This window comes from Frigoribacterium sp. SL97 (assembly GCF_026625765.1).
Taxonomy (GTDB): domain Bacteria; phylum Actinomycetota; class Actinomycetes; order Actinomycetales; family Microbacteriaceae; genus Frigoribacterium.
In genome coordinates this window covers 822,480-836,986 of the sequence record NZ_CP113062.1, presented here as the reverse complement: position 1 = coordinate 836,986, position 14,507 = coordinate 822,480, and the positions used below count along the sequence as shown (strand labels likewise).

Here is a 14,507-nt window from a genome sequence, read left to right as displayed (position 1 = left end):
GGTTCAGGCGAGGGGCCGGTCGGTGACGAGGCGCCCTTCGGCGTCACGCCAGCGAAAGGTGCTGAGCATGGCGTCGAAGACGTCGGTGACGGCGTCGACGATGCGGGTTCGCGCGTCGATGTCGGACCCGGCGTCGGCGTCGGCGTCGCCCGGCGCGGCCGACGCGGCCGACGCATCGGTCGCTGAGCCGATGGTGAGGACGAGGGTGAGCAGTCGGTCGTCATGACCGGCGACTCGCGTGAGGACGGTCCGACGGCGGAGGGGCGTCAGGTCGGCGACCTCGTCGGGTGCGGCACGGTCGTCCTGCGCCGGGGCTTCAGCTGCGGGGTCGGTCCAGACCACCGCCGGGTCGCCGGCGAGGACGATCGGAGCCGCCCCGTGGGTGGCGACGCGTCGCAGCAGCAGCCGGTCGAGGTCGGCATGCGCGGACCGGGTGACGGGCACGGACGCGACGACGATCGAGCACACGATGTCGGTGCCGGGCAGCGGGCCCGCACTGAGGTACGAGTCGAGCACACGGCCGTTGACGTCGGCCGCGAGCGCACGCCCGAGTGCCGACCCGAACCGCATCCGCCAGTCGTCGGGGGCCGTTCCGGTTCCGGGTGCGGGCTGGTCTCCCAGCTGCTCGGCGACGAACGCCGCTGCGTCAGGCGCGTCCATTCCACCCGGCACCCGGACGAACCCCGGAGGCACGACGATCGAATACGACGCCGCCACCGTCCCGGCCGTCCGCCCCACGCGCCCCGGGCCGCTCACGGAATGTCCTTCGGGTTCGTGCTGGCTGAACACGATGGACGATTCTCGGCGAGGGGCACCTCTGCCTGAGCCCGTGTCTTCTCGCGTCCGTGTTTTCTCTTTCGCTGCAGAAAGACGATTCCCAAACCGATGAAGGCGACGAACTCCGCGAGGAATAGACCTACGGCTAAAGCCGAATCGCGCGGCCAGTCTGCGGACCTTCTGAAGAGATCTCCGAAGACCCAGGCGTATCCAGCGCTGAGCCCGCACCAGAACGCCAAAACCCAGGGATGCATGGTGTAGGGGACATCGAAGCCCCCTCGTCGTAGGAGATGGACGGCAACCAGCGCCAGCCCTATTGCCGAAACCCAGAAGGGAAAACTAGGCCAGGGAGCGGGGGGCCAATTCTGTCCCGCTTCGAAAAGGGATTTGCCCGCAGGGTTCACGCGGAGATTACCGCCCTGCGGAATGGCGATGAGACCGAGGGTGAGGCGCATCGCCTGTGAATAGACAGCCGGCGTGATAGCCAAGGCCCCGGCGATGACGGGCAGGAGCCCGTCTAGTCGCTGACGCGGCGACACCACTGCGACTCGTCGGCCCGCCATCAGAGTTGAGTGCCCGGCGACATACGCCACGTGCTCTGCGAGCCCTTGGATTCTTGCATCTGCCTCATGCCCAGCTGCGTCGCGTCGCTCAACCCGCGCAAGTGGTCGAAGGACTGTAACCCCCGCGCCACATTGAGGCGGACCATCACACGTGAGACTTCGGAAGCATCATCAGCCAGCGCACCCGGCCGACTGGCCCTCATGAAATGAAGCATGCGACCGACGTCGGCGTCACCTAACCCCTTGACGAGCGACCAGTCACCTAACCCGGGGCGGGCGCGCTGCCAACTCCTGCTCACGGACCCGAAGGCGAGCCCCTTCGAGTAGCCCTGCGAAACTAGGTGGTTCGCTCTCGTCCGAGCAAGTCCCGCCATCATGCCGCGAGCCGAACCTACGGCGAGACCTCCGAGCCCCATGGTCACGACTGAGAGGCCAGCAAGGGCGACGTCGGTCCAGGTGCCTGTTCCTGCGGTCGCTCGAGCTGCCGTGATGGCAAATGAGGCGAGGACAACTATGGCGGCCAATATGTTGACTCCTGGTATGAGGAGAGCAATGGCTGCCAGCCCCACCCCGACGACAGTCAAGACGTCCAGCAGCGTGCTGATCCACGAGTCGTTCTCCTCCATCCACTTCTGGAAGGCGGCGAAGCCGGCGTCCCACGCGCCTCCGAGGTCGTCCCAGAGGGTGTCGGCGAGGCCGTCGTCGGTGGCGTCGTCGATCCTCGCGATGGCAGCCGTCGCGGCGGTCTCGACGGACGTGTGTGCGTCTGTGAGGCGGCGCGCGTAGAGGGTGACCCGGCCCCGCGCCTCCTCGGCTTTCGTGCGCTGCGCCGCGGCCTGGTCGAGGTGCTCCTGCTTCGTCACCTCGTCGGTGGCCACCAGCGCGAAGTGCTCGTACCGCTCGACCAGCTTCTCGGCTGCGGCGAGGTCGTCGACGGCATCTCGGTGGTTCGCCAGGGCCGGCGCAGCTGCCTCTTGGGCCAGCGACAATTCGGACGCGTACGCCTTGAGCGCAGCCCCCGTTTCTCCGTATCGTCCCTCGGCCTTGCCGAGACTCGCGGAGACCGCCTCGGCCTTGACCACGAACGCGTCCAGGGCGTCGCTGGACGACGACCCCGTCTCGAGCGATCGCAGCTTCGCTGCCGCACCTCGGATCGAGGCCGCCACCGACTCGTAATGGCTCGCCATGGAGTTCAACAGCACCGGGTCGCCCGACACCGCAACCAGCGAATCGGCCGCCACACCGGCGAGCGTGCCGGCCGTCATCTGTCGCCCCCGACCAAGACGCCCTCGAGTTCTCCGTCGACCTCGGTGAAGGTCTCGTCGATCGTCGACAACGCCGTGCCCAGCTCGGTGATCTGCTCGGCGAGCTTCGCCCGCCGGTCGTTCCAGTTCGTCGCGAACGACGTGACCTTCGCCGCCAGCCGGACGTGCCCGCAAGCCTCGGCCGTGGCCGACACCGAGGAGTCGTTCGACTCGAACTCGGTCTTCACGGTGGCCAGGTCGGCGAGCAACGCCTCGAGACCCGCACCGTCGATGTTGAGGCTCGTTCGAGCCATGAGGTCCTCCCCTCGTGCCGGAAGCCGGAGCGCGTCGCGTCTCACCGCGACCCGCCCCGGCCGTCCCTGTGTGTGGTCGGTCAGCCCAGGCTGCTGGCGAGCTGCTGGTCGGCGCCCTCGAGGGTGCTGGCCGCGTTCTCGAGGAACGTCGCCATGCTCTCGACCGCCGAGATCGTCTTCGACGCCCCGGTCGTGAACTCGGTGTACGTCGCGTCGAATGCCTTCGACGACTTGTCGGTCACGTAGCCCGAGCCGGCGAGGTTGTCGATCTGCGACTTCATCTGACCCAGCTGGTCTTCGATCGCACGCTGCCCGTTGCGCAGCTGGGTGGCCTGCGTGCGCAGGTCGTCGTAGGTGACGGTGACATTGGCCATGAGGTGGTCCCTCTCGTTGGTGGTGCCGACCGGTCGGTCGGACTCGACCAATATGTCATGCCTGATAGTTTGCGTAACGGTTCTCCACAGATCGGAGTCGACATGCGTCGCAAGAAGGACAAGCCCAGGAGGCGCGAGCAACACCCGACGCCACCTCCGGTGATCACCGCCGAGACGATTCGTGAGCAACGCGCCGCAGGGCTGCTCTCGCGCGTCACCACCCTGCCCCTCCAGCCGCCCGCACCGATCGTGACGTCCCCTCCCCCGCCGACCCGCGCCTCCTCGGGGTTCGTCGTCGAGGAGCGCCGAAGCGGGCCGGCGCAGCAGGCTCCCGTCATCCCGGAGAGCACGGGACCGTCCGCCGCCGCACCCCCCGCGCCCCTCGCGCCCCTCGCGCCCCGCGCTGCCCCGATCCCTCACGCGCCGCAGTTTGCCGCCACCACCCCGAGGCGGTCAGCCCCCGATCAGCCGGCCGGCGGTGACGCGGTGCCACCCGTTCCCGATCTCGAGGCGACGACGGTGCGCCCTCGGCACTACGGCCTGCGGCTGCCGGACGAGAGCGTCGTCCCCGTCACACGGCGCGCGATCGTCGTCGGGCGTCGCACCGACCGCCCCCTGCCCGTTCCGACCGACGCGGATGTCGTGGCGCTCGACGACGCCGGCCGATCGTTGTCTCGCCATCACGTCTCGATCGCGATCGGGGCCGACGCGGCCGTCTGGGTTACCGATCTCGGCTCGGGAAACGGCACCACCCTCGTGTCGCCCAGCGGCGAGGTCACTGAACTCGAGGCTCACACCCCGGCGCGCGCCCGGGTCGGATCGCTGCTGTCGATCGGCGACCACAGCGTGACGGTCGTCCGGCACCGACCCGAGAGCGACACGACCGCGGCCCTCCTGCCTTCCAGGACACACGACACGACCTCTCGCGAGAACGCGAAAGGGGGCTAGATCTTCTCGATCGGAGCGACCTTGATCAGCAGCTTCTTGCGCCCGGCTCCGTCGAAGAGCACCTCGGCGATGCGGCGGGCGCCGATGCCGGTGACGGCCATGACGCGGCCCTCGCCGAAGTCGACGTGCGAGATGCGGTCGCCGGCCTCTAGCTCCATGTCACCGTTGTCGCGCACGGTGCCCGTGACCCGGTTCGCCCACTCGGTCTTCGGCTTGGTCTTCGCCGCCGCCGTCGCCCGGTCGTAGCTGCCCGAGCCGTAGCCGCCCGAGGCCCGCGGCGTCGCACCGCGGTTGCCGTCGCCCCCCTCGCGACGGGCGTTGAGCGCCCGCGGCTGTGTGCCCCCGCGGCTGGTGGCCATGCCCGGCGACTGCTTCCAGTCGATCAGTTCGACGGGGATCTCTTGCAGGTACCGCGACGGCATCGCCACGTTGACCTCGCCGAACTGCGCCCGGGTCATCGCGAGAGACAGGAACAGCCGCTGCCGAGCACGAGTGATGCCGACGTAGAACAGTCGTCGCTCTTCGGACGGACCGCCGGGCTCGTTCGCCGACATGCGGTGCGGCAACAGGTCTTCTTCGACGCCGGTGAGGAACACGGCCTCGTACTCGAGCCCCTTGGCGGTGTGCAGGGTCATCAGCGACACCGTGCCGCTCGTGTCGTCGAGGTCGTCGGCGGCCGCGACCAGCGTGACCTCGGTGAGGAAGTCGAGCAGCGTGCCGTCGGGGTTGTTCTTCTGGAACTCCTTCGTCACCGCGACGAGTTCGTCGATGTTCTCGGCGCGGGCCTCGTCTTGCGGGTCGCGCGACGCCCGCAGCACCTCGACCAGGCCGCTGCCCGCGATCAGGGCCGACAGGATCTCGTGGACGGGCGCGGTCGCCGCCGTGGCCTGCACGTCGTCGAGCAGTTTCGCCAGGCCCGTGATCGCACCGGTGACCTTCGGCCCGAGACCGAGCTGGTCGGCGTTGCTCATCGCGTCACGCAGCGGCGCCTCGTTGGTGTCGGCCCAGCGCTGCATCGCGGTCTCGGTCGCGGGACCGATGCCGCGCTTGGGCACGTTCATGATGCGTCGCAGGGCGAGCGGGTCGGCCGGGTTGGCGACGGTGATCAGGTACGCCATGGCGTCCTTGATCTCGGCACGCTCGTAGAACTTCGTGCCGCCGAGCACGCGGTAGGGGATGGCTGAGCGGATGAATATCTCTTCGAGTGCACGCGTCTGCGAGTTGGTGCGGTAGAAGACGGCCATGTCTTTGTAGTCGGTGCCGGACTCGTGCAGCGCCGCGATCTCGTCCGCGACGAACTGGGCCTCGTCGTGACCGGTGTAGCCGGTGAACCCGACGATCTTGCTGCCGGCGCCGACCGTGGTGAACAGGTTCTTGGCCTGACGGTCGAAGTTGTTCGAGATGACCGCGTTGGCGGCGTCGAGGATGTTCTGGGTCGAGCGGTAGTTCTGCTCGAGCAGGATGACCTTCGAGTTCGGGAAGTCGCGCTCGAACTCGACGATGTTGCGGATGTCGGCGCCCCGGAACGCGTAGATCGACTGGTCGGAGTCACCCACCACGGTGAGCGACGCCCCGGGGATGCCGCCACTGCCGTCGCGCATCGACTGGACGAACTGACCGCCCCTCTCGAGCTCGTCGACGAGGTCGGCCTGCACCGGCCGGGTCAGCTCGCGGATGAGCGAGTACTGCGCGTGGTTGGTGTCTTGGTACTCGTCGACCAGGATGTGCCGGAACCGCCGCTGGTACTGGGCGGCCACGTGCGGGAAGGCGCGGAACAGGTAGACGGTCTGGGCGATGAGGTCGTCGAAGTCGAAGGCGTTGGCCCGCTGCAGCTCGCGGGTGTACTGACGGAAGATCTCGAGGAACATGACCTCTTGCGGGTCGTTCATGTTGATCTGGCGCGAGTACGACTCGACGTCGCTGAGCTCGTTCTTGAGCTTGGAGATCTTGCCCGAGGCCATGCTGACGGTCAGCCCGAGCTGGTCGGCGTCGAGCTCTTTCAGGATGCGCTTGAGCAGTGCCCTCGAGTCGGCGGAGTCGTAGATCGTGAAGCTCTTGGTGAAGCCGAACTGCTCGGCCTCGCGCCGGAGGATTCGCACGCACGCCGAGTGGAACGTGCTGATCCACATGCCCTCGCCTGCTTGACCGACGAGGTGCGCCACGCGCTCGCGCATCTCGGCCGCGGCCTTGTTGGTGAAGGTGATGGCGAGGATCTGGCTGGGCCACGCCTCGCGCGTCGCCAGCAGGCCCGCGATGCGGCGGGTCAGCACGCTGGTCTTGCCCGAGCCGGCACCGGCCACGATCAGCAGCGACTGCCCGCGGTACTCGACCGCCTCTTTCTGCTGGGGGTTGAGACCGGCGGTCAGGGGGTCGCCGGAACCGCCGGCAGCGTCAGAGGGCTCGAGCACGATCGTCATGGCCCGTCGAGTCTAAGCGCGACCACCGACATGGCGAGAGGGTGCGGGGCGACCACGGTCGCAGGCGGCGTCGCGCGGGGTCAGCGGGACGCGGAGGCGACCCGCGCCTCCTCGGCGAGCTCGGGCTGGTCGGCGAAGACCCCGTCGACGCCGAGCGCCAGGAGCGAGGTGAACTCGGCCTGCCAGTCGCCGAAGGCCGCCTTGCCACCGGGGCCGCGGTGGGCCTTGGCCAGGAACGCGTTCTCGGCACGGAGCGTCCAGGTGAAGACGTCGAGGCCGGCCGCGTGCGCCCGGTCGACGACCCGACCGTCGGTCGCCCCCTGCGCGTCGACGAGCGTGTGCTTGTCGAGGCTGACGCCGTGCAGCCCGGCGTCGACGAACGACTCGAGCGACTCGGCGTGCAGCTGGTCGCGGTAGCCCACCGACGATCTGCCCGACGCGACCAGGTCGGCCGCCACGCCCGCCTTCTCGAGCAGGTAGACGAGCCGGGCCCCGAGCCGCTGGTCGGCCAGGCGACCGAGCACGGTCTGCTCGAACGACTCGATGGTCAGCCGCGGGTCGTCGACCCAGCGCCGCTGCCGCAGCTCGTCGGCGAGCAGCTCGCCGAGCGGCAGGCCGATCGAGTCGAAGTAGGTGGCGTGCTTGACCTCGGCGACGAGGCCGACGGGCCGGTCGGCCGCATCGAGCAGGTCGAGCAGGTCGCCCAGCCGCTGGATGCGCCCCTCGCCGTCGTGCGCCGCACTCTCGGGCCGAAGCTCGGGCAGCCGTTCGCGGATGCGCAGCGTGCTGAGCTCGTCCCAGGTGAAGTCCTCGGTGAACCAGCCCGTGACCTTCGTGCCGTCGATGGTCTTGGTCGTGCGGCGGTGACGGAACTCGTCGTGGTCGGCGACGTCGGTCGTGCCCGAGATCTCGTTCTCGTGCCGCAGGACGAGCACGCCGTCGCTCGACGCGACCAGGTCGGGCTCGATGGCGTCGGCCCCGAGTTCGATCGCGAGACGGTAGGCGTCCTCGCCGTGCTCGGGTCGGTGACCGCTGGCGCCGCGATGGGCGATGACGAGAGGCGAGGTGGACACCCGGTCACGCTAACCGGCGTCCCCGTGCGCAGCCCGAGCCGCCCGACCTCCCGGCGAGAGGCCATCTGCGGAAAGACCGTCTGTGGAGAGACGAGGAGGCGCGGCCCCTGGGGACGAGGCGTCTCGCCCCCCGCAGACGCAAAAGATGCACGGCACGCACGTTCGCCCTGCGAGAATGCGGCTCTCATCAGGCAGATCTTCAGCCATTCGTTGCACGACAGGCGTTAGCCTCATCTGTACGGAAACGCCTTCGTGAACCTGCGCGGGCGATCCACACATCCCTAGCGATCAGAAGAGGAACCCCTTGGCATTCTCGAATCCCGGCTTCAGTCAGTCGCCGGCCTTCTCGAAGAACGGCGGGCCCGTCATCCGTCAGCAGCAGGGCGCAGCCCAGCCGGTCGAGTACAACGGCATGACCGCCGAACAGCTGCAGCAGCTCTACTCGCAGCCCGCCGCCGGCCCCACGCAGACCGACCGCATGACCTACGAAGACACCATCACCAAGACGCTGCTCGCGTTCGGTGTCGTGCTCGTCGGTGCGGCCATCGGATGGTTCATCCCGGCCCTCGCCTTCGTCGGGGCCATCGCCGGCTTCGTGCTGGCGCTCGTCAACATCTTCAAGAAGAAGCCCTCCCCCGGGCTCGTGCTCGCCTACTCGGCGGCACAGGGTCTCTTCGTCGGTGGCATCTCGTCGATCTTCGAGAGCCGGTGGGACGGCATCGTCACCCAGGCCCTGATCGGCACCGTCGCGGTGTTCGCCACGACCCTGCTGCTCTTCAAGAGTGGCAAGATCCGCGCGTCGGCCAAGGCCACCAAGGTCTTCATGATCGCGATGATCGGCTACGGCGTCTTCTCGCTGATCAACTTCGGTCTGATGATCTTCGGTGCGAACAGCAACCCCTGGGGCCTCCGCGGCATGGAGATCTTCGGCATCCCGCTCGGCTTCATCCTGGGCATCCTCGTCGTGATCATGGCCGCGTACTCGCTGGTCCTCGACTTCGACCAGGTCAAGACCGGCGTCGAGCGCGGCGCACCCCGCATCTACGCCTGGTCGGCCGCCTTCGGCATCGTCATGACCGTGATCTGGCTCTACGTCGAGATCCTGCGCATGCTCGCCATCCTGCGCGGCAGCGACTAGCCAGCGCGGCGTCACCCGCACCACCCCGAAGCGGGGCTCGTTCCGACCGGGACGGGCCCCGCTTCTGTGTGGGTGGGGGTCGACGGCCGAGGGGGTGGGGGTCGATGGCCGAGGGGGCAGAAGGTGCTGCTCGTGGGCAGATGAAGGGCACGTTCTGCCCGCTCGTTCGCGCCCTGGCCCGAGAGCACCCCGAGATCCAGGGACGACGACATCCCGCGGAGACGACGAAACCCCCTCGGGCAGGTGTCTGCCGGAGGGGGTTTCGTCGTCACTGCGCTTCGCGGGAGGTCTCCCTCACTCCACGTTCGCGGCTACTGGTGGGCACCGGGGTCGCAGGCTCCCCCGGAATGACCGGGCTCGATGCTTCGCATCGAAAACAGCCCGGTCATTCCCATTCGATCGTTCCCGGGGGCTTGGAGGTGACGTCGAGCACGACGCGGTTGACGCCGTCCACCTCGTTCGTGATGCGGTTCGAGATGCGGGCCAGCACGTCGTAGGGCAGACGCGTCCAGTCGGCCGTCATCGCGTCCTCGGACGACACCGGACGCAGCACGATCGGGTGACCGTACGTACGACCGTCGCCCTGCACACCCACCGAGCGGACGTCGGCGAGCAGCACCACGGGGCACTGCCAGATCTCGTCGTCCAGGCCGGCCGCGGTCAGCTCGGCCCGCGCGATCGCGTCGGCCGCACGCAGCAGCTCGAGTCGCTCGTGCGTCACCTCGCCCACGATGCGGATGCCGAGACCGGGGCCGGGGAACGGCTGACGCCCGACGATGACCTCGGGCAGACCGAGCTCGCGCCCGATCGCGCGCACCTCGTCCTTGAAGAGGGTGCGCAGCGGCTCGACGAGCTCGAACTGCAGGTCTTCGGGCAGGCCGCCCACGTTGTGGTGGCTCTTGATGTTCGCCGTGCCCGTACCGCCACCGCTCTCGACGACGTCGGGGTAGAGGGTGCCCTGCACGAGGAACTTCACGGCCGAGTCGCCCTCGGCCGCGGCCTCGAGCACCAGCGCCTCGGCGGCGGCCTCGAAGCTGCGGATGAACTCGCGGCCGATGATCTTGCGCTTCTGCTCGGGGTCGGTCACCCCGGCGAGGGCGTCGAGGAACTGCTGCTCGGCGTCGATCGTGACGAGTCGCACACCGGTCGAGGCGACGTAGTCCTCTTCGACCTGACGACGCTCGTCGGCGCGCAGCAGGCCGTGGTCGACGAAGACGCAGATCAGCTGGTCGCCGACGGCCTCGTGCACGATGGCGGCCGCGACGGCCGAGTCGACCCCGCCCGAGAGGCCGCAGATGACGCGTGCGTCACCGACCTGCTCGCGGATGCGGGCGACCTGCTCGGCGATGACGTTGCCGCTGTTCCAGTCGGCGGGGATGCCGGCGGCGCGGTGCAGGAAGTTCTCGAGCACGGCCTGGCCGTACGACGAGTGCTTGACCTCGGGGTGCCACTGGACGCCGTAGAGCTTGCGGGCGTCGCTCGAGAACGCGGCGACGGGGGTCGAGGCGCTCGAGGCGAGCACGTCGAAGCCCTCGGGGGCCTTCGACACCGAGTCGCCGTGGCTCATCCACGTCGTCTGCGAGGCCGGCTGGCCCGACAGCAGCGTGCTGTCGCCCTCGGCGAGCGTGACGTCGGTGGCGCCGTACTCACGCTGGCCGGTCTGCGAGACCTCGCCGCCGAGCGCCTTGGCCATGGCCTGGAAGCCGTAGCAGATGCCCAGCACGGGGATGTCGAGGTCGAAGATGCCCGCGTCGATGCTCGGCGCGCCTTCTTCGTAGACGCTCGACGGACCACCGCTGAGCACGATGCCCACGGGGTTCTTCTCGGCGATCTCGGCCGCGGTGATCGTGTGGGGAACGATCTCGCTGTAGACGTTGGCCTCACGCACGCGCCGGGCGATCAGCTGCGCGTACTGGGCGCCGAAGTCGACGACGAGCACGGGGCTCTGCGCGGTCTCGGGCGCGCGGTCGGCCGGTGCGGGGGCCGTGGCGGCGGTCGTCGCCGACGCCTCGGCGGTCTCGGGTGCGTCGGTCACGCGGGGGCTCCCTCGGTCGTGGGGGTGGTCTCGGCGGTCAGGGCTTCGTACTGCCGCGTCGCGAGCTTGGTCATGTGGCTCTCGACGAAGAACGAGAGCAGGGGCACGACGCCGCCGAGCGCGATGAGGAAGAACCGCGAGAACGGCCACCGCATCAGGCTCCAGAGACGGAAGTCGGCGAAGAGGTAGACGACGTAGAGCCAACCGTGCGCGATGAGGATCGCGGTCGACAGGTTGAAGCCCGTGGTCGAGTCGACCGGCACGAGGAACCCGCCCTGACCGCCGAGCTGCATCTCGAGCTGCAGGGGCGTGTACTTGAACAGCATCTCGAAGATGAGCAGCAGCAGCATCACGCCGGTGACGTATGCCGAGATCTTGTAGAACCTGACGGCACCCGGGATCTTCGGGATGTCGCGTTGCCGGGGCTTCAGAGGCATGGGGACGATTCTAGCCGCGCCCGCCCCTGCGCCAGGACGGCACCTGTCGACGTCGACAGGTCGGGACGCGCGGGGTCAGGAGGCGCGGGTCGGCTGGGTCGCGCCGCGCGCGTCCGCCTCGGCCCGCGCCTCCTCGGCTTCTTCGTGCTCGCGCTCGAACGCGTCGCGGACGAGCCGGAACCAGAGGAAGACCGCGAAGCCGGCGAAGACGACCCATTCGATCGCGTAGAAGACGTTGAGCCAGTTGAACTGCACGTCGGACGCCGGAGGCGCGGAGTCGATCTCGCTCAGCGACGCGGGTGCGGAGTCGGAGACGACGTAGCCGCCGTAGACCTGGCCGTCGAAGCCGGGCCACTCGTTGATCAGGGCGGCCACGGACACGACGGTCTGCGCACCGCTCTCGAAGTCGCTCTCGGTCGGCGACTCGGACGGGAAGTAGCGGCCCTCGACCGTGACGGTCGAGGTCGCGGCCACGGACGGCTCGGCGGCCTCGGCACCCTCGCGGGTCGCGGACCAGCCGAGCCCCACGGGCAGCGAGGCGCCGTTGGCGTCGTCGACGAAACGGCCGATCAGCCAGTAGCCGGTCTCGCCACCGTTGACGCGGTCACCGATGACGGCGAAGTCGTCCGGGTCGAACTCACCGGTGACGGACACGCGCTGGGCACCGAGCGAATCGGCGAAGGGCGTCTGCGGGGTCGCGACCGACGACAGCACCTTGCTGGTCTCGGTCTCGGGGTTGACGACCTGCACGCTCTCGACGCTGCGCTCGATCTGCCAGTGCCCGAGCCAGGCGAAGATCGCCGCCACGACGAGGGCGAGGCCGAGCAGGGCGATCCAGCGGGGTCGACGGGCGACGTGCCACATGGTCGCGGGCAGCGGTTCGCCGTCGACGCCGAGGAGGGCGGGGCGCTGCTCGGTCTGGGTCACGGAGGCGATCGTACCTCGCGTCGCCCACGAACCCGCTGGGACGACGGCGAGCGGTTCAGTACTCGGGGTCGCGTCGGCGCGTGGCCCGCTGGTCGCTCTGTTGGCCCGCCTGCTCGGCCCAGATGCGGGCCTCGTCGGCGTCCATCGCGTCGAGGTCGTCCAGGTCGTCGTCGGCGTCGGCATCACCGTCGGCCCCGTGTCGCGTGGTGTCGACCCGGCCTGCGGCGGCCCGCGCCGCACCGGCCCGGACCCGCTCGGTCTCGCGCTCGTCGTCGTCCTCGGTGACCTCGGCCTGGTCGAGGTCGTCACCGGCGAGGGCGGCCTCCATCAGGGCGATCTCGTCACCGCTGCGCGCCTCGCGTTCGAGACGACGGGCCTCGGCCTCGGCACGCTCGGCCTTCTTGCGCGACCGCAACAGCACCGAGCCGATGCGCTCGCTGTTCGAGGCGAGGACCGGCCCGAGCACCGCCATGATCAGCACGTACAGACCGGCGAAGGGCTGCAACCGCTCGTCGAGACCCGCCCCCGCGGACAGCGTCGCCAGGATCAACGCGAACTCGCCCCGGTTGACCAGGATGACCGTGGTGTTGATGCCCGCCTGCGGCCCCAGCTTGTTGAGCCACGCGACGAACTGCCCGGCACCCACGTTGAGCAGCACGGTCATGCCCACGGCTATGGCCACGGGGCCGAGCACGCTCGGGAACAGGGCCGGGTTGAGCCCGAGGCCGAAGTTCAGGAAGAAGAACGCCCCGAAGACGTCGCGCATGGGCAGGGCGAACTGTTCGACCCGGTTGCGGAACTTCGTGGCCCCGATGATCAGGCCGATGAGGAACGCGCCGATCGCGTCGGTCACCCCGAGCACCTCGCCGAGGCCGGCGAAGAGCACGGCCAGTCCGAAGAACAGCACGGTGAAGAGTTCGTCGTCCCGCGTGCGCATGAGCCGGGAGACGACGCGACCACCCCATCGGGCCACGCCGAACATCACGACGAGGAACGCGAAGGCGATGCCGAGCTTCAGGATCACCGGCCCCGGGTCGGTCTCGCCGCTGAGCACGACGGACACGATCGCGAGGTAGATGGCGATGAAGATGTCTTCGACGACCGTGACGCCGAGGATCATCGGCGTCTCGCGGTTCGCCAGGCGGTTCAACTCGATCAGCAGCTTGGTGACGATCGCACTCGATGACGTCGCCGTCATGCCCGCGATGATCAGCGCCTCGCGCGTGCCCCACCCGAGCATGAAGCCGAAGATCAGCCCGACGCCCATGTTGATGGCGATGTAGCTGCCGCCCGAGACGATGAGCCGCCCCGCGTTCGAGAAGAATTCGTCTTGGTCGAACTCGAGGCCGAGGTTGAACAGCAACAGGATCAACCCGAAGATGGCGATCAACTCGATGTTGTCGGACTCGAAGCTGAGCGGGAACCACCCCGTGTTCGTGCTGGCGAGCAGGCCGACGATCATGTAGATCGGGATCGACGGCAGGCCGATCAGCTTGCCGGCGCGGCCGAGCACGTACGCGATCAGCAGCAGGATGCCGAGGACGATCAGCTCTTCACCCAGGTGCATCGGCCTAGCCCCCGGGCGGGGCGTCGACCGGCGAGCGGTGCTTGAGCTCGCCCGTGCGGTAGAACGAGAACGCCTTGGCGACCTTCTCGGGTGAACCGGCCACGACGAGCGTGTCGCCGGGGAACACCTTGAAGTCGCCCGACGGCGCCGGGTTGGCCGCGTCGCCCCGGACGACCGCCACGACGGTCAGGCCGACGACGCCCTTGGCGCCGAGGTCGCCGAGCGGCTGACCGGCGATGTGGTCGTCGTAGTCGACCGTGAACCAGTCGATGCTGAGGCCGGGGATCTGGTCGAGGGCCGAGAGCGACTCGGTGATGCGCGTGCCGCCGAGCAGTTCGGCGAGCGTGTGCGCCTCGTCCTCGCTGAGGCGCAGCGAGACCTTCTTGACGTGGTCGCCGTCGACGTCGTCGCTGAACGTGATGAGGTCGCTGTGACCCGAGCGGTGCGTGATGACACCGCACTTGCCGCCGTCGTCGGTGATGAAGGTGTGCAGCACACCCACGCCGGGGAGCTTGACTCGACGCACGTCAACCATGGTTCGTCTCCAGTGGACTCGGGGGCAGTCGTCTCAGCCTAGCGGCGGGTTCGGCCGCAGCAGCCGGGCTGCTCACGGTGGGGACAACCCGTCACCCTCCACAGGTGTTCCCGCGTCCGCGGACGGAGGAACCGCGGGAGGCGCGGTGCCCGACGAAC

Annotated in this window: 14 protein-coding genes; 2 read left to right on the top strand and 12 right to left on the bottom strand. The window is 68.9% G+C overall.

The genetic code is table 11. The features are described 5' to 3' along the window. Positions 1-3: 3 nt before the first annotated feature. The 5 genes from OVA02_RS04090 to OVA02_RS04070 all read right to left on the bottom strand — a co-directional run bounded on the left by OVA02_RS04090 (position 4) and on the right by OVA02_RS04070 (position 3,272). Positions 4-756, bottom strand: coding sequence for a hypothetical protein (locus tag OVA02_RS04090; RefSeq protein WP_157485174.1), 753 nt, complete (start codon positions 754-756; stop codon positions 4-6). Further along, entirely contained in the window at positions 753-1,232 is a 480-nt protein-coding gene (locus OVA02_RS04085) for a hypothetical protein (RefSeq protein ID WP_267659289.1), read from the bottom strand. Before OVA02_RS04085 ends, OVA02_RS04090 begins: the two co-directional genes overlap by 4 nt. A gap of 107 nt (positions 1,233-1,339) precedes the next feature. Further along, a complete protein-coding gene (locus OVA02_RS04080) occupies positions 1,340-2,605 on the bottom strand; it encodes a putative T7SS-secreted protein (RefSeq protein WP_056043420.1) in 1,266 nt (421 codons plus the stop codon). After that, positions 2,602-2,898 carry a hypothetical protein gene (locus tag OVA02_RS04075; RefSeq protein WP_056043422.1) on the bottom strand — a complete coding sequence of 99 codons (297 nt, stop codon included), beginning with the start codon at positions 2,896-2,898 and terminating at the stop codon, positions 2,602-2,604. The genes OVA02_RS04080 and OVA02_RS04075 overlap by 4 nt, the downstream gene beginning before the upstream one ends. Before the next feature lie 80 nt (positions 2,899-2,978). Continuing rightward, positions 2,979-3,272 (bottom strand): WXG100 family type VII secretion target, encoded by a 294-nt coding sequence (locus OVA02_RS04070; RefSeq protein ID WP_267659288.1) that lies wholly within the window; start codon positions 3,270-3,272, stop codon positions 2,979-2,981. A gap of 102 nt (positions 3,273-3,374) precedes the next feature. On the opposite strand from OVA02_RS04070, the gene OVA02_RS04065 reads away from it, so the two are divergent. Then, the gene (locus tag OVA02_RS04065; RefSeq protein ID WP_157485175.1) at positions 3,375-4,220 is read left to right on the top strand and encodes an FHA domain-containing protein; all 846 of its coding nucleotides are present in this window, start codon (positions 3,375-3,377) and stop codon (positions 4,218-4,220) included. Here OVA02_RS04065 and OVA02_RS04060 read toward each other — a convergent pair. Continuing rightward, on the bottom strand, positions 4,217-6,637 hold the full coding sequence (locus OVA02_RS04060) for an ATP-dependent helicase (RefSeq protein WP_056043426.1): 2,421 nt from the start codon (positions 6,635-6,637) through the stop codon (positions 4,217-4,219). The genes OVA02_RS04065 and OVA02_RS04060 overlap by 4 nt on opposite strands. 80 nt (positions 6,638-6,717) lie before the next feature. After that, entirely contained in the window at positions 6,718-7,710 is a 993-nt protein-coding gene (locus OVA02_RS04055; protein ID WP_056043428.1) for a glycerophosphodiester phosphodiesterase family protein, read from the bottom strand. A gap of 304 nt (positions 7,711-8,014) precedes the next feature. Between OVA02_RS04055 and OVA02_RS04050 the strand changes: the two genes are divergently transcribed. After that, positions 8,015-8,848, top strand: coding sequence for a Bax inhibitor-1/YccA family membrane protein (locus OVA02_RS04050; protein ID WP_056043431.1), 834 nt, complete (start codon positions 8,015-8,017; stop codon positions 8,846-8,848). Positions 8,849-9,233: 385 nt separating this feature from the next. On the opposite strand, the gene guaA is transcribed toward OVA02_RS04050, so the two are convergent. From guaA to OVA02_RS04025, 5 genes are all read right to left on the bottom strand, one after another. Continuing rightward, positions 9,234-10,787 carry a glutamine-hydrolyzing GMP synthase gene (guaA, locus tag OVA02_RS04045; RefSeq protein WP_056044511.1) on the bottom strand — a complete coding sequence of 518 codons (1,554 nt, stop codon included), beginning with the start codon at positions 10,785-10,787 and terminating at the stop codon, positions 9,234-9,236. A 92-nt stretch (positions 10,788-10,879) separates the two neighbouring features. Next, a complete protein-coding gene (locus OVA02_RS04040) occupies positions 10,880-11,320 on the bottom strand; it encodes a DUF3817 domain-containing protein (RefSeq protein ID WP_043595742.1) in 441 nt (146 codons plus the stop codon). Positions 11,321-11,395: 75 nt separating this feature from the next. Next, positions 11,396-12,247, bottom strand: coding sequence for an SURF1 family protein (locus tag OVA02_RS04035; RefSeq protein WP_056043434.1), 852 nt, complete (start codon positions 12,245-12,247; stop codon positions 11,396-11,398). A gap of 55 nt (positions 12,248-12,302) precedes the next feature. Next, on the bottom strand, positions 12,303-13,814 hold the full coding sequence (locus OVA02_RS04030; protein WP_056043436.1) for a cation:proton antiporter: 1,512 nt from the start codon (positions 13,812-13,814) through the stop codon (positions 12,303-12,305). Between the two features lie 4 nt (positions 13,815-13,818). Then, on the bottom strand, positions 13,819-14,349 hold the full coding sequence (locus OVA02_RS04025; protein WP_043595745.1) for a cation:proton antiporter regulatory subunit: 531 nt from the start codon (positions 14,347-14,349) through the stop codon (positions 13,819-13,821). Between the last annotated feature and the right edge of the window lie 158 nt (positions 14,350-14,507).

Coding starts and splice junctions, on each gene's coding strand:
- OVA02_RS04085 (WP_267659289.1), bottom strand. CDS start 1,232: ATGCGCCTCACCCTCGGTCTCATCGCCATTCCGCAGGGCGGTAATCTC.
- OVA02_RS04080 (WP_056043420.1), bottom strand. CDS start 2,605: ATGACGGCCGGCACGCTCGCCGGTGTGGCGGCCGATTCGCTGGTTGCG.
- OVA02_RS04075 (WP_056043422.1), bottom strand. CDS start 2,898: ATGGCTCGAACGAGCCTCAACATCGACGGTGCGGGTCTCGAGGCGTTG.
- OVA02_RS04070 (WP_267659288.1), bottom strand. CDS start 3,272: ATGGCCAATGTCACCGTCACCTACGACGACCTGCGCACGCAGGCCACC.
- OVA02_RS04065 (WP_157485175.1), top strand. CDS start 3,375: ATGCGTCGCAAGAAGGACAAGCCCAGGAGGCGCGAGCAACACCCGACG.
- OVA02_RS04060 (WP_056043426.1), bottom strand. CDS start 6,637: ATGACGATCGTGCTCGAGCCCTCTGACGCTGCCGGCGGTTCCGGCGAC.
- OVA02_RS04040 (WP_043595742.1), bottom strand. CDS start 11,320: ATGCCTCTGAAGCCCCGGCAACGCGACATCCCGAAGATCCCGGGTGCC.
- OVA02_RS04030 (WP_056043436.1), bottom strand. CDS start 13,814: ATGCACCTGGGTGAAGAGCTGATCGTCCTCGGCATCCTGCTGCTGATC.
- OVA02_RS04025 (WP_043595745.1), bottom strand. CDS start 14,349: ATGGTTGACGTGCGTCGAGTCAAGCTCCCCGGCGTGGGTGTGCTGCAC.